We start from the raw sequence: 22,121 nt of genomic DNA on the forward strand, positions 1-22,121 counted from the left end.
GCGACGCTTCACTTGGCTGCCCGCTCGAACAGTTATTCCCGTATCCGGAACAATAGATGTTCCGATTGGATAACTATTTACTTATTGCTGTCACATAAGTGCCTTACGATGCGTCACTCGCATGGAGTTGGCCTTGGCTGTCTCGCTTTCTTGCCAAGGCAGGCTTCCCCGGTAGCGTGACCCTACCGGATCAATCAGAAACCGAAAATGATCATGAAAAAACCTCTCTTCGTTTTGGCAGCAGTCGCTGCGTGCGCCGTGTCCACCGCTGCTTCAGCGCAATCGTCTGGCGTGACGCTTTACGGCATTGCCGATGCTGGCGTTAGCTTCCAGAGTCACGTGCAAGGCCCTAACGGTGGCGGCTCGGTCACAGGCTTGACGTCCGGTGGCCTCTCCGGTTCGCGCTGGGGCATTCGCGGTGTGGAGGACCTGGGCAATAACCTGAAGGGCATCTTCGTGCTGGAAAGCGGTTTTGACCTCGACACGGGAAAGTCCGCCCAAGGCAACCGCTTGTTCGGCCGTCAAGCCTATGTTGGCCTGCAGAGCAACTTCGGCGCAGTCACGCTGGGCCGCCAGCAAAACGCCCTGTATGACCTGTTCGGCGCCTACGACCCGATGGCGGTCGGCAGCAGCTACTCGCTCAACTCGGTCGATACCCAGGGCTTCAACGGCCGCGCCGACAACGCCGTCAAGTACACCGGCAAGTTCGGCGGCCTGACCGCCACCGGTTTCTACAGCTTCGGCCGCGATAGCAACATCACCAACGGTGGGGAAGTGCCGGGTAGCTTCCGGGTTGGCAAGAACTTCGGTGGCGGCTTGGCGTACGCGAACGGCCCGGTCTCGGTGGGTGTCGCCTATGACCAGTACCAGGGCAGCACCATTGCCACGTCCGGCGCTGCGGCCAAGCGCGCCGCAATCGGTGGCGCGTATGCGTTCGGCGATGCCAAGGTGTTCGCCGGCTATCGCTGGATGCGCGATGAGGTCACCAGTGCGACCGTAGTCCGCCAGGACAACCTGTACTGGCTGGGCGCGCTGTATAAGTTCACCCCTGCCTTCAGCCTGACCGGCGCGGCTTACTACACCGACGCCCGCAAGGACAGCAACAGTTCGTGGATGTACGTCTTGAATGCCGACTATGCCCTGTCCAAGCGCACCGATGCCTACGTGCTGCTCGGCTACGTGAAGAACAAGGGGCAGGCAACCTACGGCGTGACCAACGCAATGAACACCCTGCCCGGCCAGAACCAGACCGGCGCCATGGTTGGTGTGCGTCACCGCTTCTAATACCGCTCGCGATATCAGCCAGCGTGCTGTCGGGGTGCGCTGGAGACAAGTCATATCGACCTTGCCTTTGTTCACTGGGTGCAAGGACGCTTGGCCGGCAGATTTGCCGGCCTTTTTTCGCGCAGTCACGTTGCCCAGGGATGACGATACTGTCGTCATTTCTTGACGTATCGGAGCGTGCCAAGGAAATTCAGTACTCAAGTCGTGCATGCGCGATCGGCAATTTGCTCGCGAATCGTCGGAAGCACGGCCTCCTTGTCAAACCATCCCTTGCGCACGTTCCCGCAGATCTACGCAAGACAGACTCCTCGTTTGTCAGTGCCCAGCGAACAGGCGGTGATCGGAGGGGGGAGGGCGAGGATCGTGTCCGTCCACATCACCTGTCGCGAGCGCGATCCAGTCACACGCCCATCACGCGAATGGTCGGTCAAGTGCGGCGCTTGCGTCTACACGGTTGGCGTCGGACGCTCTCGCTGACTACGCGGCGTCCGTCTTATGAAAAACTGGAAGGCTCCAGGAATAGCGCAGGGCAAGTAGGCGGATTGCGAAGCAGATCGACGCCGCAAACCAAGGCGTAACTGCCACCCTCCATTCCATGAATTGTCCAAGAACTTGTATGGCTGCGCCGACCAGTGCGGCGAGTGCATAGATTTCTTTCTGCAGGATGATCGGCACGCGATTGAGCACCACATCTCTCGCCATGCCGCCGCCAACAGCGGTCACCATGCCGAGCACGATGGCCACCTCGATGTTGTGGCCAAGCAGCAGCGCCTTGTGTGCGCCAACGACCGCAAAGAAACCCAGTCCAAGCGAGTCAAAAAAAACGACAGGATGCTTGAGGTAGTCAACGATTGGACGCGCCCAGATTGCCATTGCCGAGGCAAACACCGAGGTCGCGAGATACCGCCAATCTGAAATGCCCACCGGCGGTAACGAGCCCAGGCAGAGATCCCGAACGATTCCTCCGCCACAGGCTGTCATGTAGCTGATCGCGACGACACCGAACAGATCGAGGCGCTTCTGTTCAGCGGCAAGAGCACCGCTGACTGCAAAGGCGAAGGTACCAAACAGGTCGACCACGACAAAGAGACTGTGTTCCATCATGGCGCTTGATGACCGCAAAGCCAGGCAGACGCCGCTGTCAACATGGCCTGCAGCCCCGTTTCCAGTGTTGGGTGGATGATCGGTGCAAACTTGGGCGAATGATTGCTAGGTATCTTATTGATTTGCTTTTCCTTCTTGGCCTGTGCATACACGCTGGGGTCGGTGCCGCCGACGAACCAGAAAACGTATGGCACATTCCACGTACGCCCGAAGATGCTGAAGTCCTCGCTTGCCGACGCCGGAGAAGTCTCGAAGGCCTTGTCGCCAAACTGTGCTTTGAAGGCTGCCGCGATCTTCTGGGTCGATGCATCGTCGTTTTCGGTTAGCGGGTAACTGCTGAGCGTGGTGAACTCGGGCGGCCGCTCGGCATTGGAGGCATCGCACTCGGCGCAGCAAATTCGCTTGACGGATGACAGCATGTACTCGCGCACATCTTCGTCGAAGGTGCGCATATTGAGCTTGATCGTGGCATCGTCGGGAATGATGTTCTCCTTGGTGCCGGCCTGCAGCGAGCCAATGGTCAACACTGCATTGTCCAGTGGCGAGATTTCACGCGAAACGATGGTTTGCAGGCGCAATGTGGTGGCGGCAGCCATGATCACCGGATCGATGGCGGTCTGCGGTTGTGAGCCATGTGACCCGCGACCGAATAGTTTGATCTTCAAGCTGTCACCGGCTGACAGGATGACACCTGGGCGGTAGCAGACCGTTCCACTCAGTCCTACCATCACGTGCTGCCCCAAGATAATGTCAGGCTTGGGGAAGCGCCCCTCCCCCCAATCCTGAACCATGCTCGCTGCACCCCGGCCCACTTCCTCGCCGGGCTGGAACACGAGCATGACAGTGCCTTTCCAGGCGTCGCGATGTTCTGCAAAAATGCGCGACACCCCCATCAGCCAGGTCACGTGCAGGTCGTGCCCGCAGGAGTGGGCCACGCCTACCTCCACACCATCTTCATCTTTTGCCTTGACGGTACTGGCATAGGGCAAGCCGGTATTCTCCGCCATGGGTAGTGCATCCATGTCGGCACGCAGCATCACGGTAGGGCCTTCGCCATTGCGCAACACGCCAACGACGCCTGTGACGCCCACCGCGCGCGTCACCTCGTAGCCCAGCGTTTCGATGTAATCGGCCGCGAGCTTGGCGGTGCGAACCTCTTGCATCGACAGTTCTGGGTGCTGGTGGATATCCTCGTAGATCGTTTCGAGTTCCGCCAGCAGCTCTGCGCCGCAGGTAGTCAGGGCTTGGATGAGCGGATTCATGGCAACCTCCAGATCGTGAATATGTAGGATGCCTCATGCCATCGCGCTAGCGGCTAGCAGGGGCATGTGATCACTTCATCGCAGCGCATGCTGGACAACGGCTATTGCGGCAATGACAACGCAGGTGAATGCCAGCAGCGCAAACAGATTGCTGGTGGAAACTAGCGTCGCCTGCTGGTCGATCAGTTGCGACAACCGTGCAAGCTCGGTCTGGTCGATCCCCTGTGGGAAGTCAAACGGCGTCACCTTGGCAATCAGTTGCGTGCGGGCCAGGACCTCGCCAAATTGCAGCCAGAGGCTTGCAAGTCCTGTTCCTCCTGCTGAGGCGATCTGTCGCACGATGTTCTTGAACTGGTAGCCATGGGCGAAATCGTCCACGTTAAAGTCCGCCCACGTCAGGCCTGCTACCAGCATCAGGATGAACGGAACCGTTAGGCTCTGCATGGCGAGCGCGGGCAGAAGCACCGCAATGGATGCGCCAGGCATCATGCGCTGAGAGAGCAGCCAGGCGGAACCCGCGAACAACAGATAGCCAATCGCAATATAGCGCCTTGTCCCGACCAGTAGCGTGCTGCCGAAAGTGAACGCCATGGCTGCGGCAAAGCCGATCAGGCCAGTTGTTGTCAGTACCGTGCCGGTGGTCTGGAATGTGAAACCTAGCCCGCCCTGTAGCATTGTGGACACCACATAGGTCCACAGCCCGTTCAGGAAGTAATAAATCGCGTAAAAGGTCAGCCCGACCAGAAAGCGGCGACCTAGCAGCAGCTTGGGGTCAAGCCAGGGGTCGGGATGCCCGTGCAAGTGAGCGAAGGCAGCTGCGAAGAAGATCAGGCCGACAATCGGGGTCAGGACAACCGAGGGCGAGCTGGTCAGTTCATAGAAGCGCAGGTCGCCCAGTCCGTGCAGCAGAACTAGCGCACCGGCGCCGAGCAGGACGACCGTCACCCAGTCCATGTCCTGGACATCGACCTCCCATGGCGCACGTGTGGCGGTAAGCCGCTTCGGATAGGTCGCCAGCACAAAGATCAGCGTCAGCAACGCGATCCCCCCCTGCAGAACAAAGACCATCTGCCAGTCCGCACTTTCTACGAGTTTTGCCGTAATCCATGGAGCCAGGGCGACCAGGCCCATGGAGCCAATACTGAAGCCGATAAAGAGCGGGCGCCGCTCCTCGCGCGCCGCAGCGATCTGAATGATGATGCGCGAAGCGGCAAACAGGCCCCCCGCCCCGAACCCCTGGACGGCACGCGCAAGGCTCAATTCCAGCGAATTTCGAGAGAGTGCGCACAACACCGCGCCGAAGCCGGCTATTGCCAGGCCCGCAAGTGTGAAACCACGATAACTAATGTCGCGGGCCAGGCGGCGCAGCATCAGGTTGGCGACTACCGCAGCCGCGGCATAGGAAGTCATGCTCCAGAGGAAATCTTCTGGCGAGGCATGTACCCCACCGCGAATGTGGGTGCCCGCGACCCCCATCATCGCCGATGCCCAAAAGTCGACGCCGGTCGCGCAGCCGAGCGCCAGCCCGATCAGATAGACACGCACAGAGGAGAGCTCCGGATGCATGCTCAGCAGCGGCTTGCTACGCGTCATGGCGGTAGGAGAATCAGCGTGAGTGATTTTTGAATCAATTCACAGAAGAAGCGCATGTTGGTGCCGAAATGGTACGCCATGACCAGGGTGCGGCTCACTGCCGTGTGCAACAGTCACTTCACCCAGAGGGCTTTGATTGATCTCCATTTGGTGTTGGCCGGCCTGCCTGTTCCGACAGAATGTGTTGGGCTGTCCGCAAGGCCACGGCGAGGCCGTTCTCCGTCGAGTTACAGGTACCTGCGGTCGGTAACACCCCGGTGCTCGCGAGGAACAGGTTTTCATGGTCGTACGTGCGCCCCCATTGGTCGCAAACGAACTTTGCGGGGTCGTTACCCATGCTCAGCGTGCCGCAGATGTGCTGGTTATTGGCGAAATCACCGTCCTTGCTTTGGCGCAGATTTGTGCCCCCCATCAGTTCTGCAACCCGCTTGAAATCATCTTTTGAACGTTCGGCTCCCCGGCGTGTGTAGTCGTCGATGGAATAGTGAGCCTGGGGTTTCGGGATACCCATGGCATCTTTCTGGTCGCTCAGGGTAATCCGATTTTCCGGGTGCGGAAGCACTTCCAGGACGTTCTTCAGGCTCATCTCCCGTGCCGCGCTGTAGCGCAAACGCTGTTCGAATTCCACGCCATAGACTCCCGCGCTGATCAATGCTCTCGTGGTGCCATCGACGCGGGAGATATTCGTGAAGTCCAGCCGGTATGGGGCGTGCTCGGAACGGAAGGCGCCATCGCGCAGGGTGTTGATGGAGGTGGGGCTCTGTGGTCCCCGTCCCAGCCACAGGTCTTCATCGGCGTCGAATGTGAGCGAGGTGCTCGGGTGATCCATCAGGTTCCTGCCGACCATGTCGCTGCTGTTCGCCAGGCCCTTGGGGAACTTGTCGCTCGCCGAGAGCAAGAGCAGCCTTGGGCTTTCGATCCCGTTGGCCGCGACGACAAAGATCTTGCCGGTGACACGATGAGATCGCTTGTCCGGATCATAGTACAGGGCTGCGGTGATTCGCCCTTTGTCGTCGTGCTCCAGCTTGTAGACGTTTGCACTTGTCAGGATGGTGACGCCAGCAGCCTCCGCCGAGGCTGCGGCGACGCCGCCATTGTATTGCGCGTCGATCGGGCAGATCGGCTGGCAACTGTTATTGCCGCAACACGGCGGTCTGCCGTCGTAGGTTCGGCTGTTGCGCGCTGTGGTGTTGCTGACCACTTCATAGGCGGGGGCGAGCCGCTCCCGAATCCGGCGCATGGCCCATGCTTCCGCTACTGGCTCCATCGGAAACGGCTTGGTGCGTGGCGAGCCGGTATTGGGCGCTCCCGACACGCCCATGATTTCTTCCGCTTCCTGGTAGAACGGCTCGAGCTCTTCATAGGTGATAGGCCAGTCGACTCCGACGCCATACAAACTCTGTATCCGGAAGTCGTTCGGTACGTTGCGCCAGGCTTGTGCCGCCCAGTGCCAGGTGCTGCCACCGTAGATCCGCATGTATTCAGCGGGATATGGGTAGGGTCCGGCTTGAATCAGATGCCCATTGTCCTTAGGCTGGTAGATCGGGTGTGGTGCCCATGGGGCGGGCGGATAGGGCGACAGCCAGTCGCTCCTGCGCGTGGAGTTCCGGAATCGTGCAACGATTTCGGCGCGAGTGATACGCGGCCCCGCCTCCAGGATCAGTACGGAGGCGCCACTCGTGACCAGTTTTCGCGCGGTCAGCGAACCGATGATTCCCGATCCAATGACGACAAAATCAGCAGATGACTGGTCAGCCATTCTTCGCTCCTGCGTTCGGCTTCGCTGCCCAGCTGCCATAGACGCCAAAACAGTAGGTCGGGGGTTTCAAGACATCCGAGACGATGACGGCATTGAGTGCGTTTTCATAGGCGATAGTCCGCACGTTGTCGCCACTGCCAACCATGCCCATGAACCACGCCGTCGCAATCTTGCGCGGTAAGGTGGCCAGCGGCGACTGCTCACTGTCGAGCACCTGCTGTAATTGAAGTGGGTCGATCTTGCGCTCGTCGATGAGGGCCAGCAACTGGCGGGCCTCCGCGGGGAATTTGGCATCGTCGTCGGTCAGCGCCTGATACAGGCGCTTTGCCAGTGCGCCGTCAAGTGTCTGTCGCCCCGCTATGATGGCGGAGAGCGCGAGAAACGCACCCTGATCGCCATTGGCTACGGGCTGGGCCAGCGCCCAGGGAATCAGCGAGGCTGTATAGGTGGAGAGCAAGCCGGCCAGCAACGCCCGGCGGGCGCGATTTGGCTCAGCGTCCTTGGTCGTTATTTGTTCGCGAGATTCCATAGCGATACCCGTCCAGGAAAAAAATGCCGTCGCCTCCTGCGGAAGCGGTTGACGCCCGGTTTGCTCAAAAATTATGCACGATGCCAAACATGCCAACAAACTGATTGCTGCCAGAAGCCGGCGTACTATTTTGCGAATCGCCCACGGTCGCCGTTGCATTGACGATTTGCGCACCGCCGGCAGCACCGAGCGTCTGCCCGCTTGCGTGCTGGTAGGCCTGCAGCGCGTATAGCGCAGTGCGCTTCGAGAAGTGATAGGACTCCTTGAGCGACACTTGGTGATAGCGGGCGCTATCGGAAATGCCGTTTGAGGTACTGGCGCGCGTGTAGCTATAGCCGACGGCGGCGTCGAACTGCGGGGCGATATCGAAGTGGGCGATGGCGCCGTAAGTGTTGAATACAGCGGTGTCGGTAAATAGCGAACTATTGCCTGGCTTGAACCGCACGTTGGTGTAATTAAGTCCAAGGAGCGCCAGCCCCAGCTTGTACGTAGCCGCCGCGCCAACGTGCTGGACATCATGCGCGGACACAAAGCCGGTAGTGACCGATGAGGAACCATAGCTGCCACTCGCATTGGGATCGAGCGCCCGCACGTTTCCGGTGTTGTACAAACGCAGATAGGCTGCACCGATGGTAAACGGCCCATTTGCGTATTTGATGCCCGAGCTAAAGGAACTGCCGCGCTGCAAGGTTCCAGGTATCTCCCCAAAGGCGTATTGCACGGCCGCGCTAAAGCCGGAAAGTAGCGGGGTGACGTACTGGACAGAATTGTTGAGGCGGACCGTGGTATCCAGGGCGTCGAGATCGCCAGGGTGTGCGCCCGTCGCGCCGGTCAGATACCCAACGGGCCCGATCCCGCCGAGTATTTGGTAATAGGCTGAGTACTGGCGACCTAATGTCAGCGTCCCGGCACGTGTGTCCTGCAGGCCGACAAAGGCCTGCCGGTTAAATATCAGGCCGGAACTGGATTCCTTGCCCGAGTCGATATCAAAACCCTCCTGCAGATCGAAGATGGCTGAGGTTGTCCCGCCGAGGGGTTCGCTACCGCGCAGGCCGAAACGCGAAGCCGAGACATTGCCGCTTCGGGTATAGAAATTGGAGTGGCCTTGCTGATTGTTCGCATAGACAAGCGCATCGTCCACGATGCCGTACAGCGTGACGCTGCTTTGCGCGCTGGCCGACGCGCCAGCAAGCCAGAGCAACGGGATAGCTGTAGCCTTGAGAAAATGGGATGGCTTCATCATCTCTCCAGGTGGCTCCGCAAATATGCCAGTTTCAGGTTGACGGTTCGCCCCACAGCCGTCATGCCGGCCCTGCATCCGCTTAGGTTGACCTTCTGCGCTTGCGTCGGACGACGAAAAATACCAGGCCAATGACCACAAGCAGACCTACCGCCATGCCGGCACGGGCGAGGGCGACAAGATTCGACGGCGCTCCGCCCTGCCGCAGCGATTTGACTTCATCGGCCGTGACGATCACCTTGGGATTACCGTAGCGTTGCGTCAGGTAGGACGCCAGCGTCGCGATCTGCTGGTCGGTGAGTGAATGGGCGAATCCGGGCATCCGCAGTTCAGGCGGATCGACCTGGCGCTGAACGCCGTCCAGTATCACCATGACCAGGTTGTTGGCCTTGGACCTGCCAAGCGCCGCATTGTGAAACAATGAGGGCAACCCTCCGTCAAAACTTCCCTCCGCGTGTGCCTGGTGGCAAGTCGCGCAATGGGCATCATAGAGTTGGGGGCCGCTCATCCGGTTCAGGTCAGTGGGCAAGGCAACCCCGCGAATACTGATCAGATCGTCCGCCTTGGCACCCCATGCAGAGGCTGCACGGGTATCCGCGACATCGTGAATCGGGGGCACGCTCTTCAGATAGATCGCAATAGCATGCAGGTCGGCGTCGTTCAGATGTCTCAGGCTGTGATCAATGGCTTCGGCCATTGGCCCGGCGGCCTGTGATTTATTCACGGCATCACCGTTGCGCAGATAGGCGGCAATCTCCTGCTCGTTCCAACTCCCGATGCCGCTGATCGCATCCGAAGTGATATTCGGTGCATACCATGTCCCCACATCCCCGCCACCGAACTCACGAGCGCTATCTTCGGCCATCATGACATTACGTGGGGTATGGCAGGCGCTGCAGTGCGCCAGCCCGCGGCTCAGGTAGGCGCCGCGGTTCCACTCAGCGCTCTTGCCCGGGTCGGTGCGGAATGGCTTGTCGTCGAGGAATAGCAGATTCCAGGCCGCCATCGACATACGGATATTGAAGGGGAAGGGCAGGGCAGTGGCGTTGGGCGCGGCATCTACAGGCGCTACGCCATGCATGAAATAGGCATAGAGCGCTGCCGCATCTTCATCGGTCACCAGCGCATAGGACGTGTATGGCATGGCCGGATACAGACGTTGCCCGTCTGCACGCACGCCTTTGCGCAACGCGTCGGTAAACTGTGCAAGCGTATAGTTGCCGATGCCGTGGGTTTTCGATGGAGTGATATTCGTCGAAACTATGGCACCCAGGGGCGTTGGAAGCGACAGCCCACCTGCATAGGGCTTCCCGGTAGGGGCACTGTGGCAGGCCACACAGTCGCCTGCCGTTGCCAGGTATTGGCCTCGTTTGACCTGATCGGCATCCACGGTGTCCTGTGCCTCGCTTTGCGATGCATAGAAACCTGAGAGCGAAGCCATCACGTAACTCAGGGCAAGGATAAAGCGAGGCATCCATCGGGTTGAGTGCACGCTGATCGATCTCGCTTCCAAGCGAAGAGTGTAAGCTCCTCAATTCGATTGAGCCTAGTGTAAAGAACGAAACTGTGCAATGTACATTCCTCATTGCGGCGCCCGGTGTGCGAACAGTAGTAAGCACCAAGTGATGCGGACGCACGGCGGACAGGCAGCGGACGCGCGGTTGAGCACTCCCGCACGGACCGGCCTTCGGTTGCCTGGGAACTGAAGTGGCGAGCCCGGAGGCGATCGACGGTAAACGTCTCGAGTCGGTACATGCAGTGATCGACGCGCGAGGCCCGGTGGTAGCCGCTTTGAGTACGCGTTCGTCGACCCACATCGTCACGACGCTGCGCAGTCGGCTTGCGCGAGCTTGAGCGGGAGCCTTTCAGGCGGCGCCTCGAGCTGCGCGCCAGCGGGCTATGGCGTCTCAGCCTATGTTGCCAAACAACAGGCCGATGCCTGATGACACAGCCATGGCCAAGGCACTCCAGGAGACCACGCGGATAACACCCGGGCCGACTTTGGCACCGCCGGTTTTTGCGGCCAGGCCGCCCAGGGCAGCCAGCGATATCAACGCCGAGATGACTATGCACGGGATCACTGCTGATTCAGGGGCAAGCGCTGCGACGGTAGCCGGCAGGGCAGCGCCGACCGAGAAACTGCAGGCGGAAGCCAGCGCGGCTTGCAAAGGCCGGGCAGAGGTCGCAATCGAAAGCCCCAGTTCATCGCGTGCATGCGTGCCAAGCGCGTCGTGCGCCATCAGCTTTTCGGCAACCTGCTTGGCAAGCGAAAGATCCAGGCCACGATGCATATAGATTGCGGTCAGTTCTTGCTGCTCGCGTGGAAAATCGGCGTCGAGTTCAGCCTGCTCCTCGGATAAGGCCGCCGCTTCGGTATCCGCCTGAGATGAAACTGATACGTATTCCCCTGTTGCCATCGACATGGCCCCTGCGACCAGACCTGCTACGGCCGTGAGCACGATATTCTCGTGAGCGGTGTGTGCCGATGCCACGCCGATAACGAGACTTGCGGTCGATACGATGCCGTCATTGGCGCCGAGCACCGCGGCACGCAGCCACCCAATGGCCTCAACACGATGCTGTTCCTTATGTCGCCTGGGCATATTTCCTCATCAAGGGGGTTGGCAGAATCGCCTGGACGGCGGCAAAGGGGAACGCCGAAGTAGCGGCTGGCCGCCCGCATCCGCTCAACTTGACGCAGCGCAAGCTTTTGCGTCGAAGTTCCTGTTCAAAGGTTACTTGATTTTCTAGGCTGGGAAAAAGTGCCAGCCTAAGAGCGGAATCCGAGGGGAAGGCGGGGGGACATGATGAGAGCTCACACAAGGTACGCGGTAGAGGCGCTATTGACGCTTGCCTGCGTGGTCGCTCTGCTGCCGAGGCAGGCGGAGGCGGTTCCCGCCTTTGCCCGCCAGACGGGCATGGCCTGCATGGCCTGCCATGTGAATTTTCCCGAACTGACCCCGTTCGGCCGCTTCTTCAAGTTGACTGGCTACACCTTGACGAACAACACCACCATTCCGGTCTCGGCAATGGTGCAGGTATCAAAAACACATACCAGGACCCTTGACCGGGCCAATTACGACTTCCTGCGCGATGGCGACACTACGCTGCAGCAGGCGAGCCTCTTTTATGCCGGCCGCATCGTTGACCATGTGGGCGCCTTTGCGCAATGGACCTACGATGGCATCGCCCATCATGCCGCGCTCGACAACACAGACATCCGCGCCGCGTGGCACTTGACAGATAACGATGTCGACTTCATCTACGGCATGACCGTCAACAATAACCCGACGGTCTCCGACGTGTGGAACAGCACGCCAGCCTTCGGTTATCCCTACGCGTCGAGCAGTGTTTCGCTAACGCCAATGGCGAGCACGCTCATCGATGGCGGGTTGGCGCAACAAGTGGCGGGCGCGTCCGCGTACCTCTTCTGGCAGCGCAGCCTCTATATCGAGTTTGGCCTCTATCGGACAGCTGACCAGGCATTCTCGGTGTTCCGGACCGGACAAGATAGCAACACACCCGGGGGCGTGGCACGCTTGAGTGGCGCGAACCCATATTGGCGCGTGGCGTACAACCGGGAGTGGGGCCCGCACTCCATCATGGCGGGCACCTTTGGCCTGATAGCCAGCCGGTATCCGGACAACACCTTGCCCGGCACGCCCACGGACCGCTTCAGCGACTATGCGTTGGACGCGCAGTACCAGTACCTCACGCTACCCCATGCCTTTACTGCCCAGGCAGCCTGGATCTACGAGAAACAGGACTGGCGCGCGAGCTTTCCCAGCGGCGGCATAGGCGCTGGCCCCACACCGGCGAACCCGACCGACCACCTTACGACCTTCAAGGCCAAGGCGTCCTATATCTACCAGCGCAAGTATGGTGGCACGCTGGCCTATTTCTCGACCACCGGAAACGCGGATACGGGCTTGTACACTCCGGCGCCGGTCATAGGCAGCGCCAATGGATATCCCGACTCGCGCGGGCTGATCTTCGAGCTCAACTATCTGCCTCACCCGCAAGTCAAGTTTGCGGTGCAGTACACGTGGTTCCTTAAATTCAATGGCGCACGCTCCAACTACGACGGTAACGGCAGGAATGCCGGCGATAACAACACGCTATATCTGCTCGGCTGGTTTCTGTTCTGAACGAGCCACCGGCAACATCTGCCGCTGGAGATTTTCCGGGCCTGGTACGACTATGAAAATGACGCTGACCATCCGTGTACCGTTGTTCGCGCTGCTTACCTTTGCAGGCATGAGCATGGCGATCATGCGGGCTTATGGCGAGGATGGCGCCAAGCTCGCCGCCCAGCTATGCGCAACTTGCCATGGCATTCACGGGCGAAGCGAATCGCCAATGTTCCCCCGGCTTGACGCTCAGACACCTGAATACCTGGAGACGCAGCTCAAAGGTTTCCGGGAGCATGCGCGTGGCGAATCGGAGGCGCGTTCATTCATGTGGGGTATCGCGTCACAACTTGACGACGCAACCATCCGATCGCTGGCCGAATACTATGCAGGTCAAACGGCGGCACCCGGTGCGGCCGGAGACACGGCACTGATGTCCAAGGGGCAGACCATTTTCGAGCATGGCGCTCCCGATGGCGGGGTGCCAGCCTGCGCGTCCTGTCATGGCGCGCAGGGGCAGGGGGCTGCGCAATTCCCGCGACTTGCCGGGCAGCATAAATCCTATCTGCTACGTCAGATCGAGGCTTTCAGGGACAAGTCGCGCGGCAATGCACCGGTCATGAGTGCGGTGGCACACAATCTGAACAACGATCAAGCCAACGCCGTTGCAACCTATCTGCAATCCAAGTGATTCAGATTCGGATTCAGGTTCAGTCGTATCTTGTTTGTGATTGTTGGGTGGGCAAAGGAATCGGACCCGACGGTCATAGGTCGATGACCGATTTGCGCGTGAAGGCGCCAGACTCAAGAACCTCCTGGCGCCTATCCTGGCGCGGTTCTCTCCCAGGCTGGCGGCTCAGGAGAACGGTATTTCGAAGATCCATTTCAGTGTCCAGCGGTCAGCTGCCTGGGATAGCCCGCGGCCTATGCCGAAATTGAAGACCAGGGGGCCGCGACTCACATCGAAAGCAAGATAGATGATCTGCGCCTGCCAAGGCCCCGTGGCTGGATGATTGACGCGGCCCAGATCCGTGTAGTATTCGGCGCCCGCGCGCAACCCTGGCAATACTGTTCGGGCCACCTTGAAGCTAGGGGTTGCGCTGGGGACAGCGCTTTTGTCCGGGCCAGCAAGATCCCATCCCAACACGGGGTTAAAGGCAAAGAGCCAATTACTGTCCTGATAACCAATGATTGGACGCAGCTCCAGGGTCTTGGTTGCGCTCTCGAATTTCTGTCCGACGCGCGCGAGTTCAACGTTGGCGCCAGCGAAGTATCCAGCGCCATCGACAGTGCGGATTGGCATCCACTTCACGCGAAGCTTTGGACCGGTCACGTAATAGCTGTTGTCTCGCGACAGCATGGTGGGGATGTAAAGCCCAAGTTCCCAGGCAGGCGCGAGGCCATAGGAGAACTCGGCGGTCGCGCGCCAGCCGTGCGGCGTGGTGACTTCCCCGGGATAAGATGGCCGCGAATGGCCGCTTGGCGTGGTGTTCAGATGCAGTTCGAGTCCGAACTCTCCCGGCGCGTTGATATCGCCGGTGTACACCTGGATTTCATCCGGTAGCACCGCCGAGGCCGGTGCGCTGAGCAAACCGAGCAACGCGGAACACAAGCAAAGGGCGGCGCACGAGTGGGACTTGGCGCGCGTTCCGGGCAGCCCAGTTAGTGGCTCGCGGTCACCCTGCCGGGATTTCAGGCGCGCGCGGCGCGTCTTTTTCATGAGTTGGTGCATATTCCGCATCGCTGCAGATCGAGTCAGGAGCGAAGCCGGCCGATGCGGCTGCGCGATTCCGAGATTTGCCAGGCAAGCAGCCCGGGCAGGTAAATCATCAAGTCCCGGATGCGACGGGCACCGGCCAGCGCAATGCAGGTCGTCGGCTCAAGACCCAGCGCGGTCCCGATCAGGACAAAGCCACCCTCCTGGACTCCCAGTGCCGCAGGCACGAAAAAAGCCGCGCTGCTGAGTGCCTGAACCAGGGCTTCGAGCACCAGGGCATCCATCATGTTCACCGGTTCCCCAAGGAAATACAGTGCTAGCCATAGCTCCAGCGCAGTCGCCATGTACTGCAGCGGCTGCCAGAAGAACAGGTAGCGAATGATGACGGCCCGGCGGCGCCAGACAAGCTTGATCGATTGATCGATCCTGGCCGACTGGCCAGTCAGCGCGGCAAATTTGCCGCTGGTCAACCGGCTGAGAGCACGACTGGCCCGTTCGAATGGGCTAGCGTGCTGCACCAATGCGAACAACGCCAGCAGCGGCAAGAGCGCGACTACACCCCAGGCGAGACTGCCGGCGAGCTGGAGTGCCTTCGAGTCCGAGTGTGCCGAGAGCAGGAAGCCGATTCCCACCATCGTAAAAATCAGCTGGCTGATCAAGGTCAGTTGCATATCGACGATCAGGCTGGCCGATGCCGTCGACGCGCGCAGTCCCCAGTGCCGCATCAGCCGGAACGAGACGATCTCGCCCCCTACGCGGGCGACAGGCAGCAAGCCGTTCACCGACTCCCGGATCCAGACCAGGCGCAGCATCGAGCCAATCCCGGGCCGTTTCGTTTCTGGAATCAGTGTCTGCCAGTCGCACGCGTTGAACAGCATGGGAAGCCAATGCGCAAGCCCGGCGATAACAAGTCCGCCCCCCGCGGCGCGCATCAAGGAGAACACCTGGCCGGGGTCTTCGTGCCAGACGAGCCAGAGCGCAGCCACCAGGCCGACAAAGGCCGCTATGGAACCGAGATACTTCATGATGCGATTGCCGCTCCTAGGATGAATAGCGTCAATGACGACAGGAGGATCGAAATCGGATGCCGCCGCCTGGCGGGACACAGCTGTTCGTTCCGGACGTTCCACCACGGCGATGGCCGCGTCGTCTGCCGCGCGCACACCGAACACCAGCTGGAACGCCGGATGCTGTTGCCGGCACAGGCCGGCAAGGTTGTCATAGAGCCGGGGGTCGGCGCCGCACAACGGCTTCAGTACGCTCACCGGGCGCAGGCCGGTGCTTTCCGGATCGTGGCTGGCAGCCGGTGGCCGCCATGCTGCCCAGGCCGCAGTAGCGGCATACCCGGTCACCGGGCACGCCAGCACGGTGTAGGCAAGCACGCCCCAATTCATCTGGAGAAGCCCTTGGCAGCGACGCTGGCCTGGCCCTGCGTTTCGGGTGCATTGCCAGTGGCCCGCTTACGAAGACACGGGCGGGCGACGTCGCGCAGGCAGATGACGGGAGCTGCAGGCTCCTCGTACCGGAAGCCACTGAACTGGGAAGACATCATTTGCATGGGCTACTCCCGATTCATTCACCGTGGTCCGCGCACGTCGATTCCGATGAGGCTCAATCATACGGTACTGGAAAGAAAGGCACTCTGCCTGATCAGGAAAATTATGGAGGGCATTGAAATGAAAACGTAAGGTTCTCGCCCCAATTATCTGCAGTTATTGACAAATTGCTGCGAGAAATATTGCATGTATTGATAATGATTGTTGTTTGAATTTTAAGGGTGGATGGAAGAAAGGGGCCGTGAGGGTGCACGGAATCAGATCAGTATGCGTCCGGAAAAAGAGCGATGGTGGCTGTCAAGGAATGGTGTCCCATGCTTTGGTGGGGTAAGGCGATCTATTAAATTGACAGCTTAAATGTGCTATTGAACGTGCCGTCATATTTGATTGGAATCGTTGATTAAGTAATTCGAAAACAGGGTATATGTCAGGTCGATTTCTTGCCTGGAATCGATGCGGGAAGTCACTGGTGTAGCCGGTCCCGGCAGTACCGGCCGGGATAAATCGTAGCGCCGGGCGGGGGATGCACCGGCAAGGAACAGGAGGCACCTTACGTGAGACGGCGCGTGGAACAAGGGGAGGGGTGGGTGCGGATAGCAAATGACAATCGTTACCGTTTTTCGTCGGCCACCCATGAGGAGCTAGATGCTGCGGCGTCCTGGATCTGTCTTGGCCGCGCTTAGCGGCCAGGCGAAGCCGGCACCGGGAAATTGGCTACCACGATGCGCCGCTGGTCTTGCGCAACCAGGTGCATGGGCACCTGGCGCGCGGTCAGCTCGCGGTAGGTATCGGCGGACATGATCGCCAGCGCCGGTGGCCCCTCGCGCCAGCGGGCGATAAAGCTGTCGAGCGTGGGCAGCCATTTCTGCGGCTCCTGCTGGGTGCCGAACTCCAGTTCGTCGGGGTGTTCCACCATCACGGTGGTGTGGCGCAGGTAGTACGGCAGGGTGTGGTCCAGCGTGCGCACGCCGTAGATCGGCATGTCGTCCTTGAGCACCGCCCGGATGGCCGGCACCAGGCTGGCGCCCGAGGCCGGGCCGCCGATCGATTCGTGCCCGAGCAGCGCGCCGGTAAAACCCGTGAACAGCGCTAGCGTGTAGACCACGATGCTCGGCATCAGGCCGTGGGTGCGCAGCAGCCGGCGCGCCAGCCACGTGCCCGCCAGCATCACCACAAACGCGGCGGTCACCCAGACCGCGTAGCGGCGGTAGTCGGCGGTCGCGGTGTGGTTGGAATGCAGCGTGGCCACCACCGGGCTGGCCAGCAACCCGATCGCCATGATCACCAGCATGGCGTTGAGCTGCTGGCGCCAGCCGCGCTCGCCGATGCGCTCCAGCGCCATGGCTGCCAGCATGCCAAGCGCCGGGAAGACCGGCACGATATAGCCGGGCAGCTTGGAGCCGGACAGGCTGAAGAAGATAAAGATGGCGATGGCCCACACAGCCAGCAACAGCGCCGGCCGGAGGCGCCGCACCGTCGCCACGCGCGCCGCGGCGCCATCGTCGCGGACCACCTCCCACATGCGCGGCGCCAGGCCCAGCCAGGGCACGAAGCCCGCCACCAGCAATGGCACGAAGTACCAGACCGGCCCGCCGCGCGAGTGCACCGTCGAGGTGTAGCGCTGCCAGTGCTCGTGGATAAAGAAGAAATTCGGGAATTCGGGGTTGCGCGCCGACACCAGCCAGAACCAGGGCACCGTGACGATCAGCATCAGCCCGATGCCGGAGATCAGGTGCAGGCGCCGCCACAGGCCGAAGTCGCGCGAGATCAGGGTGTAAATCACCAGCACCAACCCAGGCAGGGCGATGCCCACCAGGCCCTTGCTCAGGATCGCCACGCCCATGGACACCCAGCAGGCCCACATCCAGTAGCGGCGGGCCGCAGGCGTTGCGTCGGGATGCTGTGCCACCAGCATGAAGGCCAGCACGCAGGCCATGGCGCCGGACAGCGTCATGTCCAGCGAGTTGAAGTGCGAGGCCACGCTCCACATCGGCGCGGCCACCAGCACCAGGCCGGTCAGCAGGCCAGCGCGAATGCCGTACCAGCGCGTTGCCGCAAACATCGACGCGATGAGGCCAACCATGCCGGACAGCGCCACGCATAGCCGGGCCTGCCAGTCGCCCACGCCGAACAAGGTATACGACAGCGCCGTCACCCACATATGGAAAGGCGGCTTCTCAAAGTACTTGAGTGCGTTGTAGCGGATCGTTACCCAGTCCCCGCTGGCGAACATCTCGCGCGAGATCTCGGCGTAGCGGCCTTCATCGGAGCTGAGCAGGTGGCGAAAATCTAGCGTGCCGAACCACAGCAGCAGGATCAGCAGGCCGGCGAGCAGCCACAGGGCTGTCGGCAGGCCGGCCACCCGCCGGGCGAAGAATGCAGGGGAGCGAGAGTCGGATTGGGGATGCATCGGAACTCCGAATAAGAATGAAGTCTAGCCGTGCACGACCGGCGTTGCCTTTCAGGCACCGTTTTGCGCCGGGAATACCACGGCCACCGTGAGCCCGCGGCCCGCCGGGCCGTCCTCCAGCAACACCGTGGCGCCATGGCGCGCGGCGATGCTCTGCACGATCGCCAGGCCGAGTCCGCTGCCATGCGCGTCGCTGGCGTCGCCGCGATGAAAGCGGCGGAACACATTGTCGCGCTCGGCCGGCGCGATGCCCGGGCCGCTGTCGCTCACGCCCAGCATGGGCGCGCCGTTGCGCCATTCGATGCGCAGGTCGACCCGGCCGCCCGGGCTGGTGTAGCGGATCGCGTTGTCGGCGAGGTTGCGCAGCAGGATGAAGAGATCGCCGCCCACGCCGCGCACCCGGCATTCGGGCGCGCTCGCGTCCAGGCCGAGGTCCACATCCTTGGCTTCGGCCATAGGCAGCAGCTCGCGCACCACCTGCACCGCCACATCGCGCAAGCGCACGTCGGCGAGCGGGGCCTGGGTGGCAGGGGCGCCGTCTTCGCTGCGTGCCAGCGTCAGCAACTGCGCCACCAGGTGGGTGGTGCGGTCCAGGCGCTCGCCCAGCTTGGCGAGCGCCAGTTTCTGCTTGTCTTCGCTGTCGGCGCGCAGGGCCAGCTGCAGTTGCAGCTTGAGCGCGGTGAGCGGCGTGCGCAGTTCGTGCGCGGCGTCGGCGACAAAGGCGCGCTGGGTGTCCATGGATTGCTGCAGGCGGGCCAGCAGGGCATTGAGGGCTTCCACCACCGGCACCAGTTCCGGCGGCCAGCCGTGCGCGTCCAGCGGCGCCAGCGCATCTGCCGAGCGGCTGCCGACCGCGCGCGCGATCTCCTCGACCGGGCGTAGCGAGCGCCTGACCACCAGGTGGATCAGCAAGCCAAGCGCTGGCACCAGCGCCAGGATGGGCAGCAACGCGCCAAGCGACAGCGAGGCCGCCAGCTTGCGGCGGAACACGACCGATTGCGCGGCCTGCACATACCGATCCCCGGCGAGCACGCCATAGATGCGCCATTCGCTGCCGCGCGCCTGCAGGTCATGAAAGCCCGGCAGGTCCGCGCGCGGCAGCGTGACCGGGTGCGAGGCGTAGATCTGGCGGCCCTGCACATCCCAGGCCTGCACCACGATCTCCTCGTCAAGTTCGCTGCCGTTCAGCGGCGGCGTGGCGTCGCGCTCCAGATGTGTCGGCAACATGCGTGCCGCTTGCTGCAGTTGCGCATCGAAGACCTCGTTGGCTTCGCGGCGCACCTTGAAATAGGCGGCCGCGCCTGCCACCAGGGCGCATGCGAGCATGGCCCCGAGCAGGCCAGCCAGCAACTGGGCGCGGATCGTTCTCATGCCGGGCCGCCCAGCTTGTAGCCGACACCGCGCACATTGCGGATAAAGTCGGCGCCAAGCTTCTTGCGCAGCGCATGGATATGGACTTCCACTGTATTGCTGCTGATTTCCTCATTCATGTTGTAGACCGCCTCGCGCAGGCGCTCGTGGGTCACAACGTGGCCCGGCTGCTCCATCAAGGCCTGCAGCACCATGAACTCGCGCATCGACAGCGCCACGATCTCGCCGTCGCAGCGCACCTCGCGCGTGGCGGGGTCCAGGCGCACCGGGCCATGCGCCAGCTCGGTGCTGACGCGCCCGGCACTACGGCGCAGCAAGGCCCGGATGCGCGCGAACAGCTCGTCGAGGTCGAACGGCTTGACCATGTAATCGTCGGCGCCGGCATCCAGGCCGCGCACGCGGTCGGCGGTGGCGTCGCGCGCGGTCAGGATCAGCACCGGCAGCGCCAGCCCGCGGGCGCGCAGTTGCCGCAGCACCGCCTCGCCGGAGCGGCCGGGCAGGCCAAGGTCGAGCAGCACGGCGTCGTAGGTGCCGGGCGCATTGGCGGCCAGCGCGGCATCGGCGAGGCGGCCATCCCTGACCCAGTCGACCGCGTAGCCTTCGGCCCGCAGGCCTTCCTCTACGCTTTCGCCGATCATCGGGTCGTCTTCCACCAGCAGCAGGCGCATGGCATGGATTCCTTGGTTGGTGATGAGTGGGTGCCTTGGGGTCAACGGCGTTGCAGCCGGTCCAGGCGCAAGCGGTGGCGGTGGTCGGTCAGGCGCCGGACCGCCAGCGTGGCGGCCAGGATCACGCCCAGCATGCTGCCACCGGCAAGCAGGAACATCAGCAGGATCTGGTACCGGGCCGCGGCGATCGGGTCCATCCCGGCCAGGATCTGGCCGGTCATGATGCCTGGCATGGTGATGATGCCGGCCGCCGCCATGGTGTTCATGGTGGGCAGCATGCCGCTGCGCACCGCCTGGCGCACGATCACGCGCAGCGCCGCCTGGCGGTCGTCGCCAAGCGCCAGGCGTGCATCGATGGCGGCGCGCTGGTGCCAGACCGCGGTAAAGGCGCCATTGAGCGCCAGGCTCGCGGCGTTCATCACATTGCCCAGGATGATGCCGGCCAGCGGGATCGCGTGGCGGGCGTCGTACCAGGGCGTCGGGCGCAAGGCCGTGGTCAGCGCCAGCACGGTCACCAGCAGCGTCGGCAGGCTCACGGCGGCGGCGCCGATCAGCGCGTGCCAGGGCCCCGCCAGGCGGCGCTCCTGCCGGCTGCCCACCTCGCGGGCGGCTGCCGCGATCATGGCCGCTACCGTCAACGCGGTCACCAGCGGCGACGACAAGCCAAACACCGTGCGCAGCACCAGCCCGACCAGCAGCAGTTGCACCACCATGCGGCCGGCGGCCCAGAGCAGGTTGCGGTGCACGTCCAGCGACATCACCAGCGAGGCGCCCGCGCCGGCTAGCACCAGCAGGCTGGCCAGCGCCAGGTCATAGGCTGTGAGCGGGATCGGGCTCATGCCGGCACCGCTTCCAGCCCGGCGGCGCCGAGGCGATAGTGCCGGTCCTGCAGGCGTGCCGCCTGCGCGGGATTGTGCGAGACGATCAGCAGCCCCAGCCCCTGTGCCTTGCAGTCGTGCAGCAGCGCTTCGACGGCCAGCGTGGTCTCGGCGTCCAGCGCGGAGGTTGGCTCATCCAGTAGCAGGAAGCGCGGACGGCGCACCAGCGCGCGGATCAGCGCGAGGCGCTGGCGCTCGCCGGTGGACAGGCGGCTCACGGGCGCCTGCAGGATGTCCGCGGGCAAGCGCAGCCGCGCCAGCAGCGCCTGGGCAGCCGGCACGTCCGTCATATGTTCAAGCACGTCGTCGCCCCACCAGCCGGACTCGGCCGCCACGTACATGACCTGGCGCCGCCAGGCCGGACCGCTCATGCTCTCGCGCGGGGTATGGCCTAGCCGGACCTGCCCGCGATTGGGATCGAGATCGGCAATCATGCGCAGCAGCAGGCTCTTGCCCGCGCCGGAAGCGCCGGACAGGATCACGCAACTGCCGGGCGCGACGGTGAGGCTGAACGGCCCGCGGCCGGCGCCTTCGAGGCCGCTGATGTCCAGGCTGGCGTCGGCACCGCGCGTTGACGGCAGGGCGCCAACGGTGGCAAGGGGCGGCATCGTGTCAGCCAT

General features: G+C 62.2%; 18 protein-coding genes and 1 pseudogene. 3 read left to right on the forward strand and 16 right to left on the reverse strand.

Features of this window, described 5'->3' with window-relative positions; translation table 11 throughout:
- Positions 1-213: 213 nt before the first annotated feature.
- On the forward strand, positions 214-1,284 hold the full coding sequence (locus AC1Q7Q_RS25530; RefSeq protein WP_492371224.1) for a porin: 1,071 nt from the start codon (positions 214-216) through the stop codon (positions 1,282-1,284).
- 477 nt (positions 1,285-1,761) lie between these two features.
- Here the strand turns inward: AC1Q7Q_RS25530 and AC1Q7Q_RS25535 are convergent, their stop codons facing one another.
- The 8 genes from AC1Q7Q_RS25535 to AC1Q7Q_RS25570 form a co-directional block, all read right to left on the reverse strand.
- Positions 1,762-2,388 (reverse strand): trimeric intracellular cation channel family protein, encoded by a 627-nt coding sequence (locus AC1Q7Q_RS25535; RefSeq protein ID WP_492371225.1) that lies wholly within the window; start codon positions 2,386-2,388, stop codon positions 1,762-1,764.
- On the reverse strand, positions 2,385-3,650 hold the full coding sequence (locus AC1Q7Q_RS25540) for a M20 family metallopeptidase (protein WP_492371226.1): 1,266 nt from the start codon (positions 3,648-3,650) through the stop codon (positions 2,385-2,387). The genes AC1Q7Q_RS25535 and AC1Q7Q_RS25540 overlap by 4 nt, the downstream gene beginning before the upstream one ends.
- A 75-nt stretch (positions 3,651-3,725) precedes the next feature.
- Complete coding sequence (locus AC1Q7Q_RS25545; RefSeq protein ID WP_492371227.1) at positions 3,726-5,243, reverse strand: MFS transporter; 1,518 nt, start codon at positions 5,241-5,243, stop codon at positions 3,726-3,728.
- A 118-nt stretch (positions 5,244-5,361) separates the two neighbouring features.
- Positions 5,362-7,002: a GMC family oxidoreductase gene (locus tag AC1Q7Q_RS25550; protein ID WP_492371228.1), complete on the reverse strand. Its 1,641-nt coding sequence runs from the start codon at positions 7,000-7,002 to the stop codon at positions 5,362-5,364.
- Positions 6,995-7,531: a sugar dehydrogenase complex small subunit gene (locus AC1Q7Q_RS25555; protein ID WP_492371229.1), complete on the reverse strand. Its 537-nt coding sequence runs from the start codon at positions 7,529-7,531 to the stop codon at positions 6,995-6,997. The genes AC1Q7Q_RS25550 and AC1Q7Q_RS25555 overlap by 8 nt, the downstream gene beginning before the upstream one ends.
- A 64-nt stretch (positions 7,532-7,595) precedes the next feature.
- A complete protein-coding gene (locus AC1Q7Q_RS25560; protein ID WP_492371230.1) occupies positions 7,596-8,774 on the reverse strand; it encodes a porin in 1,179 nt (392 codons plus the stop codon).
- Between the two features lie 79 nt (positions 8,775-8,853).
- Positions 8,854-10,212 carry a c-type cytochrome gene (locus tag AC1Q7Q_RS25565; protein WP_492371231.1) on the reverse strand — a complete coding sequence of 453 codons (1,359 nt, stop codon included), beginning with the start codon at positions 10,210-10,212 and terminating at the stop codon, positions 8,854-8,856.
- Between the two features lie 466 nt (positions 10,213-10,678).
- Positions 10,679-11,374, reverse strand: a complete 696-nt coding sequence (locus AC1Q7Q_RS25570; RefSeq protein ID WP_416052661.1) for a VIT1/CCC1 transporter family protein — start codon at positions 11,372-11,374, stop codon at positions 10,679-10,681.
- Between the two features lie 336 nt (positions 11,375-11,710).
- Between AC1Q7Q_RS25570 and AC1Q7Q_RS25575 the strand changes: the two genes are divergently transcribed.
- Positions 11,711-12,919, forward strand: a complete 1,209-nt coding sequence (locus AC1Q7Q_RS25575; RefSeq protein ID WP_492371277.1) for a cytochrome C — start codon at positions 11,711-11,713, stop codon at positions 12,917-12,919.
- Positions 12,920-13,028: 109 nt separating this feature from the next.
- Positions 13,029-13,592: a c-type cytochrome gene (locus AC1Q7Q_RS25580; protein ID WP_492371278.1), complete on the forward strand. Its 564-nt coding sequence runs from the start codon at positions 13,029-13,031 to the stop codon at positions 13,590-13,592.
- A 165-nt stretch (positions 13,593-13,757) separates the two neighbouring features.
- On the opposite strand, the gene AC1Q7Q_RS25585 is transcribed toward AC1Q7Q_RS25580, so the two are convergent.
- The 8 genes and pseudogenes from AC1Q7Q_RS25585 to AC1Q7Q_RS25620 all read right to left on the reverse strand — a co-directional run bounded on the left by AC1Q7Q_RS25585 (position 13,758) and on the right by AC1Q7Q_RS25620 (position 22,121).
- A complete protein-coding gene (locus AC1Q7Q_RS25585) occupies positions 13,758-14,621 on the reverse strand; it encodes a hypothetical protein (RefSeq protein WP_492371232.1) in 864 nt (287 codons plus the stop codon).
- 35 nt (positions 14,622-14,656) lie between these two features.
- The gene (locus tag AC1Q7Q_RS25590) at positions 14,657-15,643 is read right to left on the reverse strand and encodes a lysylphosphatidylglycerol synthase domain-containing protein (protein ID WP_492371279.1); all 987 of its coding nucleotides are present in this window, start codon (positions 15,641-15,643) and stop codon (positions 14,657-14,659) included.
- Between the two features lie 108 nt (positions 15,644-15,751).
- Positions 15,752-16,012, reverse strand: a pseudogene (locus tag AC1Q7Q_RS25595) (glycosyltransferase); the annotation flags it as partial.
- An 841-nt stretch (positions 16,013-16,853) separates the two neighbouring features.
- Positions 16,854-18,584: a glycosyltransferase family 39 protein gene (locus AC1Q7Q_RS25600; RefSeq protein ID WP_492371233.1), complete on the reverse strand. Its 1,731-nt coding sequence runs from the start codon at positions 18,582-18,584 to the stop codon at positions 16,854-16,856.
- A gap of 51 nt (positions 18,585-18,635) precedes the next feature.
- The gene (locus AC1Q7Q_RS25605; RefSeq protein ID WP_492371234.1) at positions 18,636-19,955 is read right to left on the reverse strand and encodes an ATP-binding protein; all 1,320 of its coding nucleotides are present in this window, start codon (positions 19,953-19,955) and stop codon (positions 18,636-18,638) included.
- Positions 19,952-20,623, reverse strand: coding sequence for a response regulator (locus AC1Q7Q_RS25610; RefSeq protein ID WP_492371235.1), 672 nt, complete (start codon positions 20,621-20,623; stop codon positions 19,952-19,954). Before AC1Q7Q_RS25610 ends, AC1Q7Q_RS25605 begins: the two co-directional genes overlap by 4 nt.
- A gap of 41 nt (positions 20,624-20,664) precedes the next feature.
- Complete coding sequence (locus AC1Q7Q_RS25615; protein WP_492371236.1) at positions 20,665-21,462, reverse strand: ABC transporter permease; 798 nt, start codon at positions 21,460-21,462, stop codon at positions 20,665-20,667.
- Positions 21,459-22,121: an ABC transporter ATP-binding protein gene (locus AC1Q7Q_RS25620; RefSeq protein ID WP_492371280.1), complete on the reverse strand. Its 663-nt coding sequence runs from the start codon at positions 22,119-22,121 to the stop codon at positions 21,459-21,461. The genes AC1Q7Q_RS25615 and AC1Q7Q_RS25620 overlap by 4 nt, the downstream gene beginning before the upstream one ends.

Source organism: Cupriavidus sp. GW823-FHT07A04 (genome assembly GCF_058794615.1).

Bases quoted from the DNA above. Each gene is read 5' to 3' on its own strand.
- AC1Q7Q_RS25570 (WP_416052661.1), bottom strand. From the start codon at position 11,374: ATGCCCAGGCGACATAAGGAACAGCATCGTGTTGAGGCCATTGGGTGG.
- AC1Q7Q_RS25560 (WP_492371230.1), bottom strand. From the start codon at position 8,774: ATGATGAAGCCATCCCATTTTCTCAAGGCTACAGCTATCCCGTTGCTC.
- AC1Q7Q_RS25580 (WP_492371278.1), top strand. From the start codon at position 13,029: ATGAGCATGGCGATCATGCGGGCTTATGGCGAGGATGGCGCCAAGCTC.
- AC1Q7Q_RS25565 (WP_492371231.1), bottom strand. From the start codon at position 10,212: ATGGCTTCGCTCTCAGGTTTCTATGCATCGCAAAGCGAGGCACAGGAC.
- AC1Q7Q_RS25530 (WP_492371224.1), top strand. From the start codon at position 214: ATGAAAAAACCTCTCTTCGTTTTGGCAGCAGTCGCTGCGTGCGCCGTG.
- AC1Q7Q_RS25585 (WP_492371232.1), bottom strand. From the start codon at position 14,621: ATGAAAAAGACGCGCCGCGCGCGCCTGAAATCCCGGCAGGGTGACCGC.
- AC1Q7Q_RS25605 (WP_492371234.1), bottom strand. From the start codon at position 19,955: ATGAGAACGATCCGCGCCCAGTTGCTGGCTGGCCTGCTCGGGGCCATG.
- AC1Q7Q_RS25535 (WP_492371225.1), bottom strand. From the start codon at position 2,388: ATGATGGAACACAGTCTCTTTGTCGTGGTCGACCTGTTTGGTACCTTC.
- AC1Q7Q_RS25620 (WP_492371280.1), bottom strand. From the start codon at position 22,121: ATGGCTGACACGATGCCGCCCCTTGCCACCGTTGGCGCCCTGCCGTCA.
- AC1Q7Q_RS25550 (WP_492371228.1), bottom strand. From the start codon at position 7,002: ATGGCTGACCAGTCATCTGCTGATTTTGTCGTCATTGGATCGGGAATC.
- AC1Q7Q_RS25590 (WP_492371279.1), bottom strand. From the start codon at position 15,643: ATGAAGTATCTCGGTTCCATAGCGGCCTTTGTCGGCCTGGTGGCTGCG.
- AC1Q7Q_RS25600 (WP_492371233.1), bottom strand. From the start codon at position 18,584: ATGCATCCCCAATCCGACTCTCGCTCCCCTGCATTCTTCGCCCGGCGG.
- AC1Q7Q_RS25615 (WP_492371236.1), bottom strand. From the start codon at position 21,462: ATGAGCCCGATCCCGCTCACAGCCTATGACCTGGCGCTGGCCAGCCTG.
- AC1Q7Q_RS25545 (WP_492371227.1), bottom strand. From the start codon at position 5,243: ATGACGCGTAGCAAGCCGCTGCTGAGCATGCATCCGGAGCTCTCCTCT.
- AC1Q7Q_RS25555 (WP_492371229.1), bottom strand. From the start codon at position 7,531: ATGGAATCTCGCGAACAAATAACGACCAAGGACGCTGAGCCAAATCGC.
- AC1Q7Q_RS25610 (WP_492371235.1), bottom strand. From the start codon at position 20,623: ATGCGCCTGCTGCTGGTGGAAGACGACCCGATGATCGGCGAAAGCGTA.
- AC1Q7Q_RS25540 (WP_492371226.1), bottom strand. From the start codon at position 3,650: ATGAATCCGCTCATCCAAGCCCTGACTACCTGCGGCGCAGAGCTGCTG.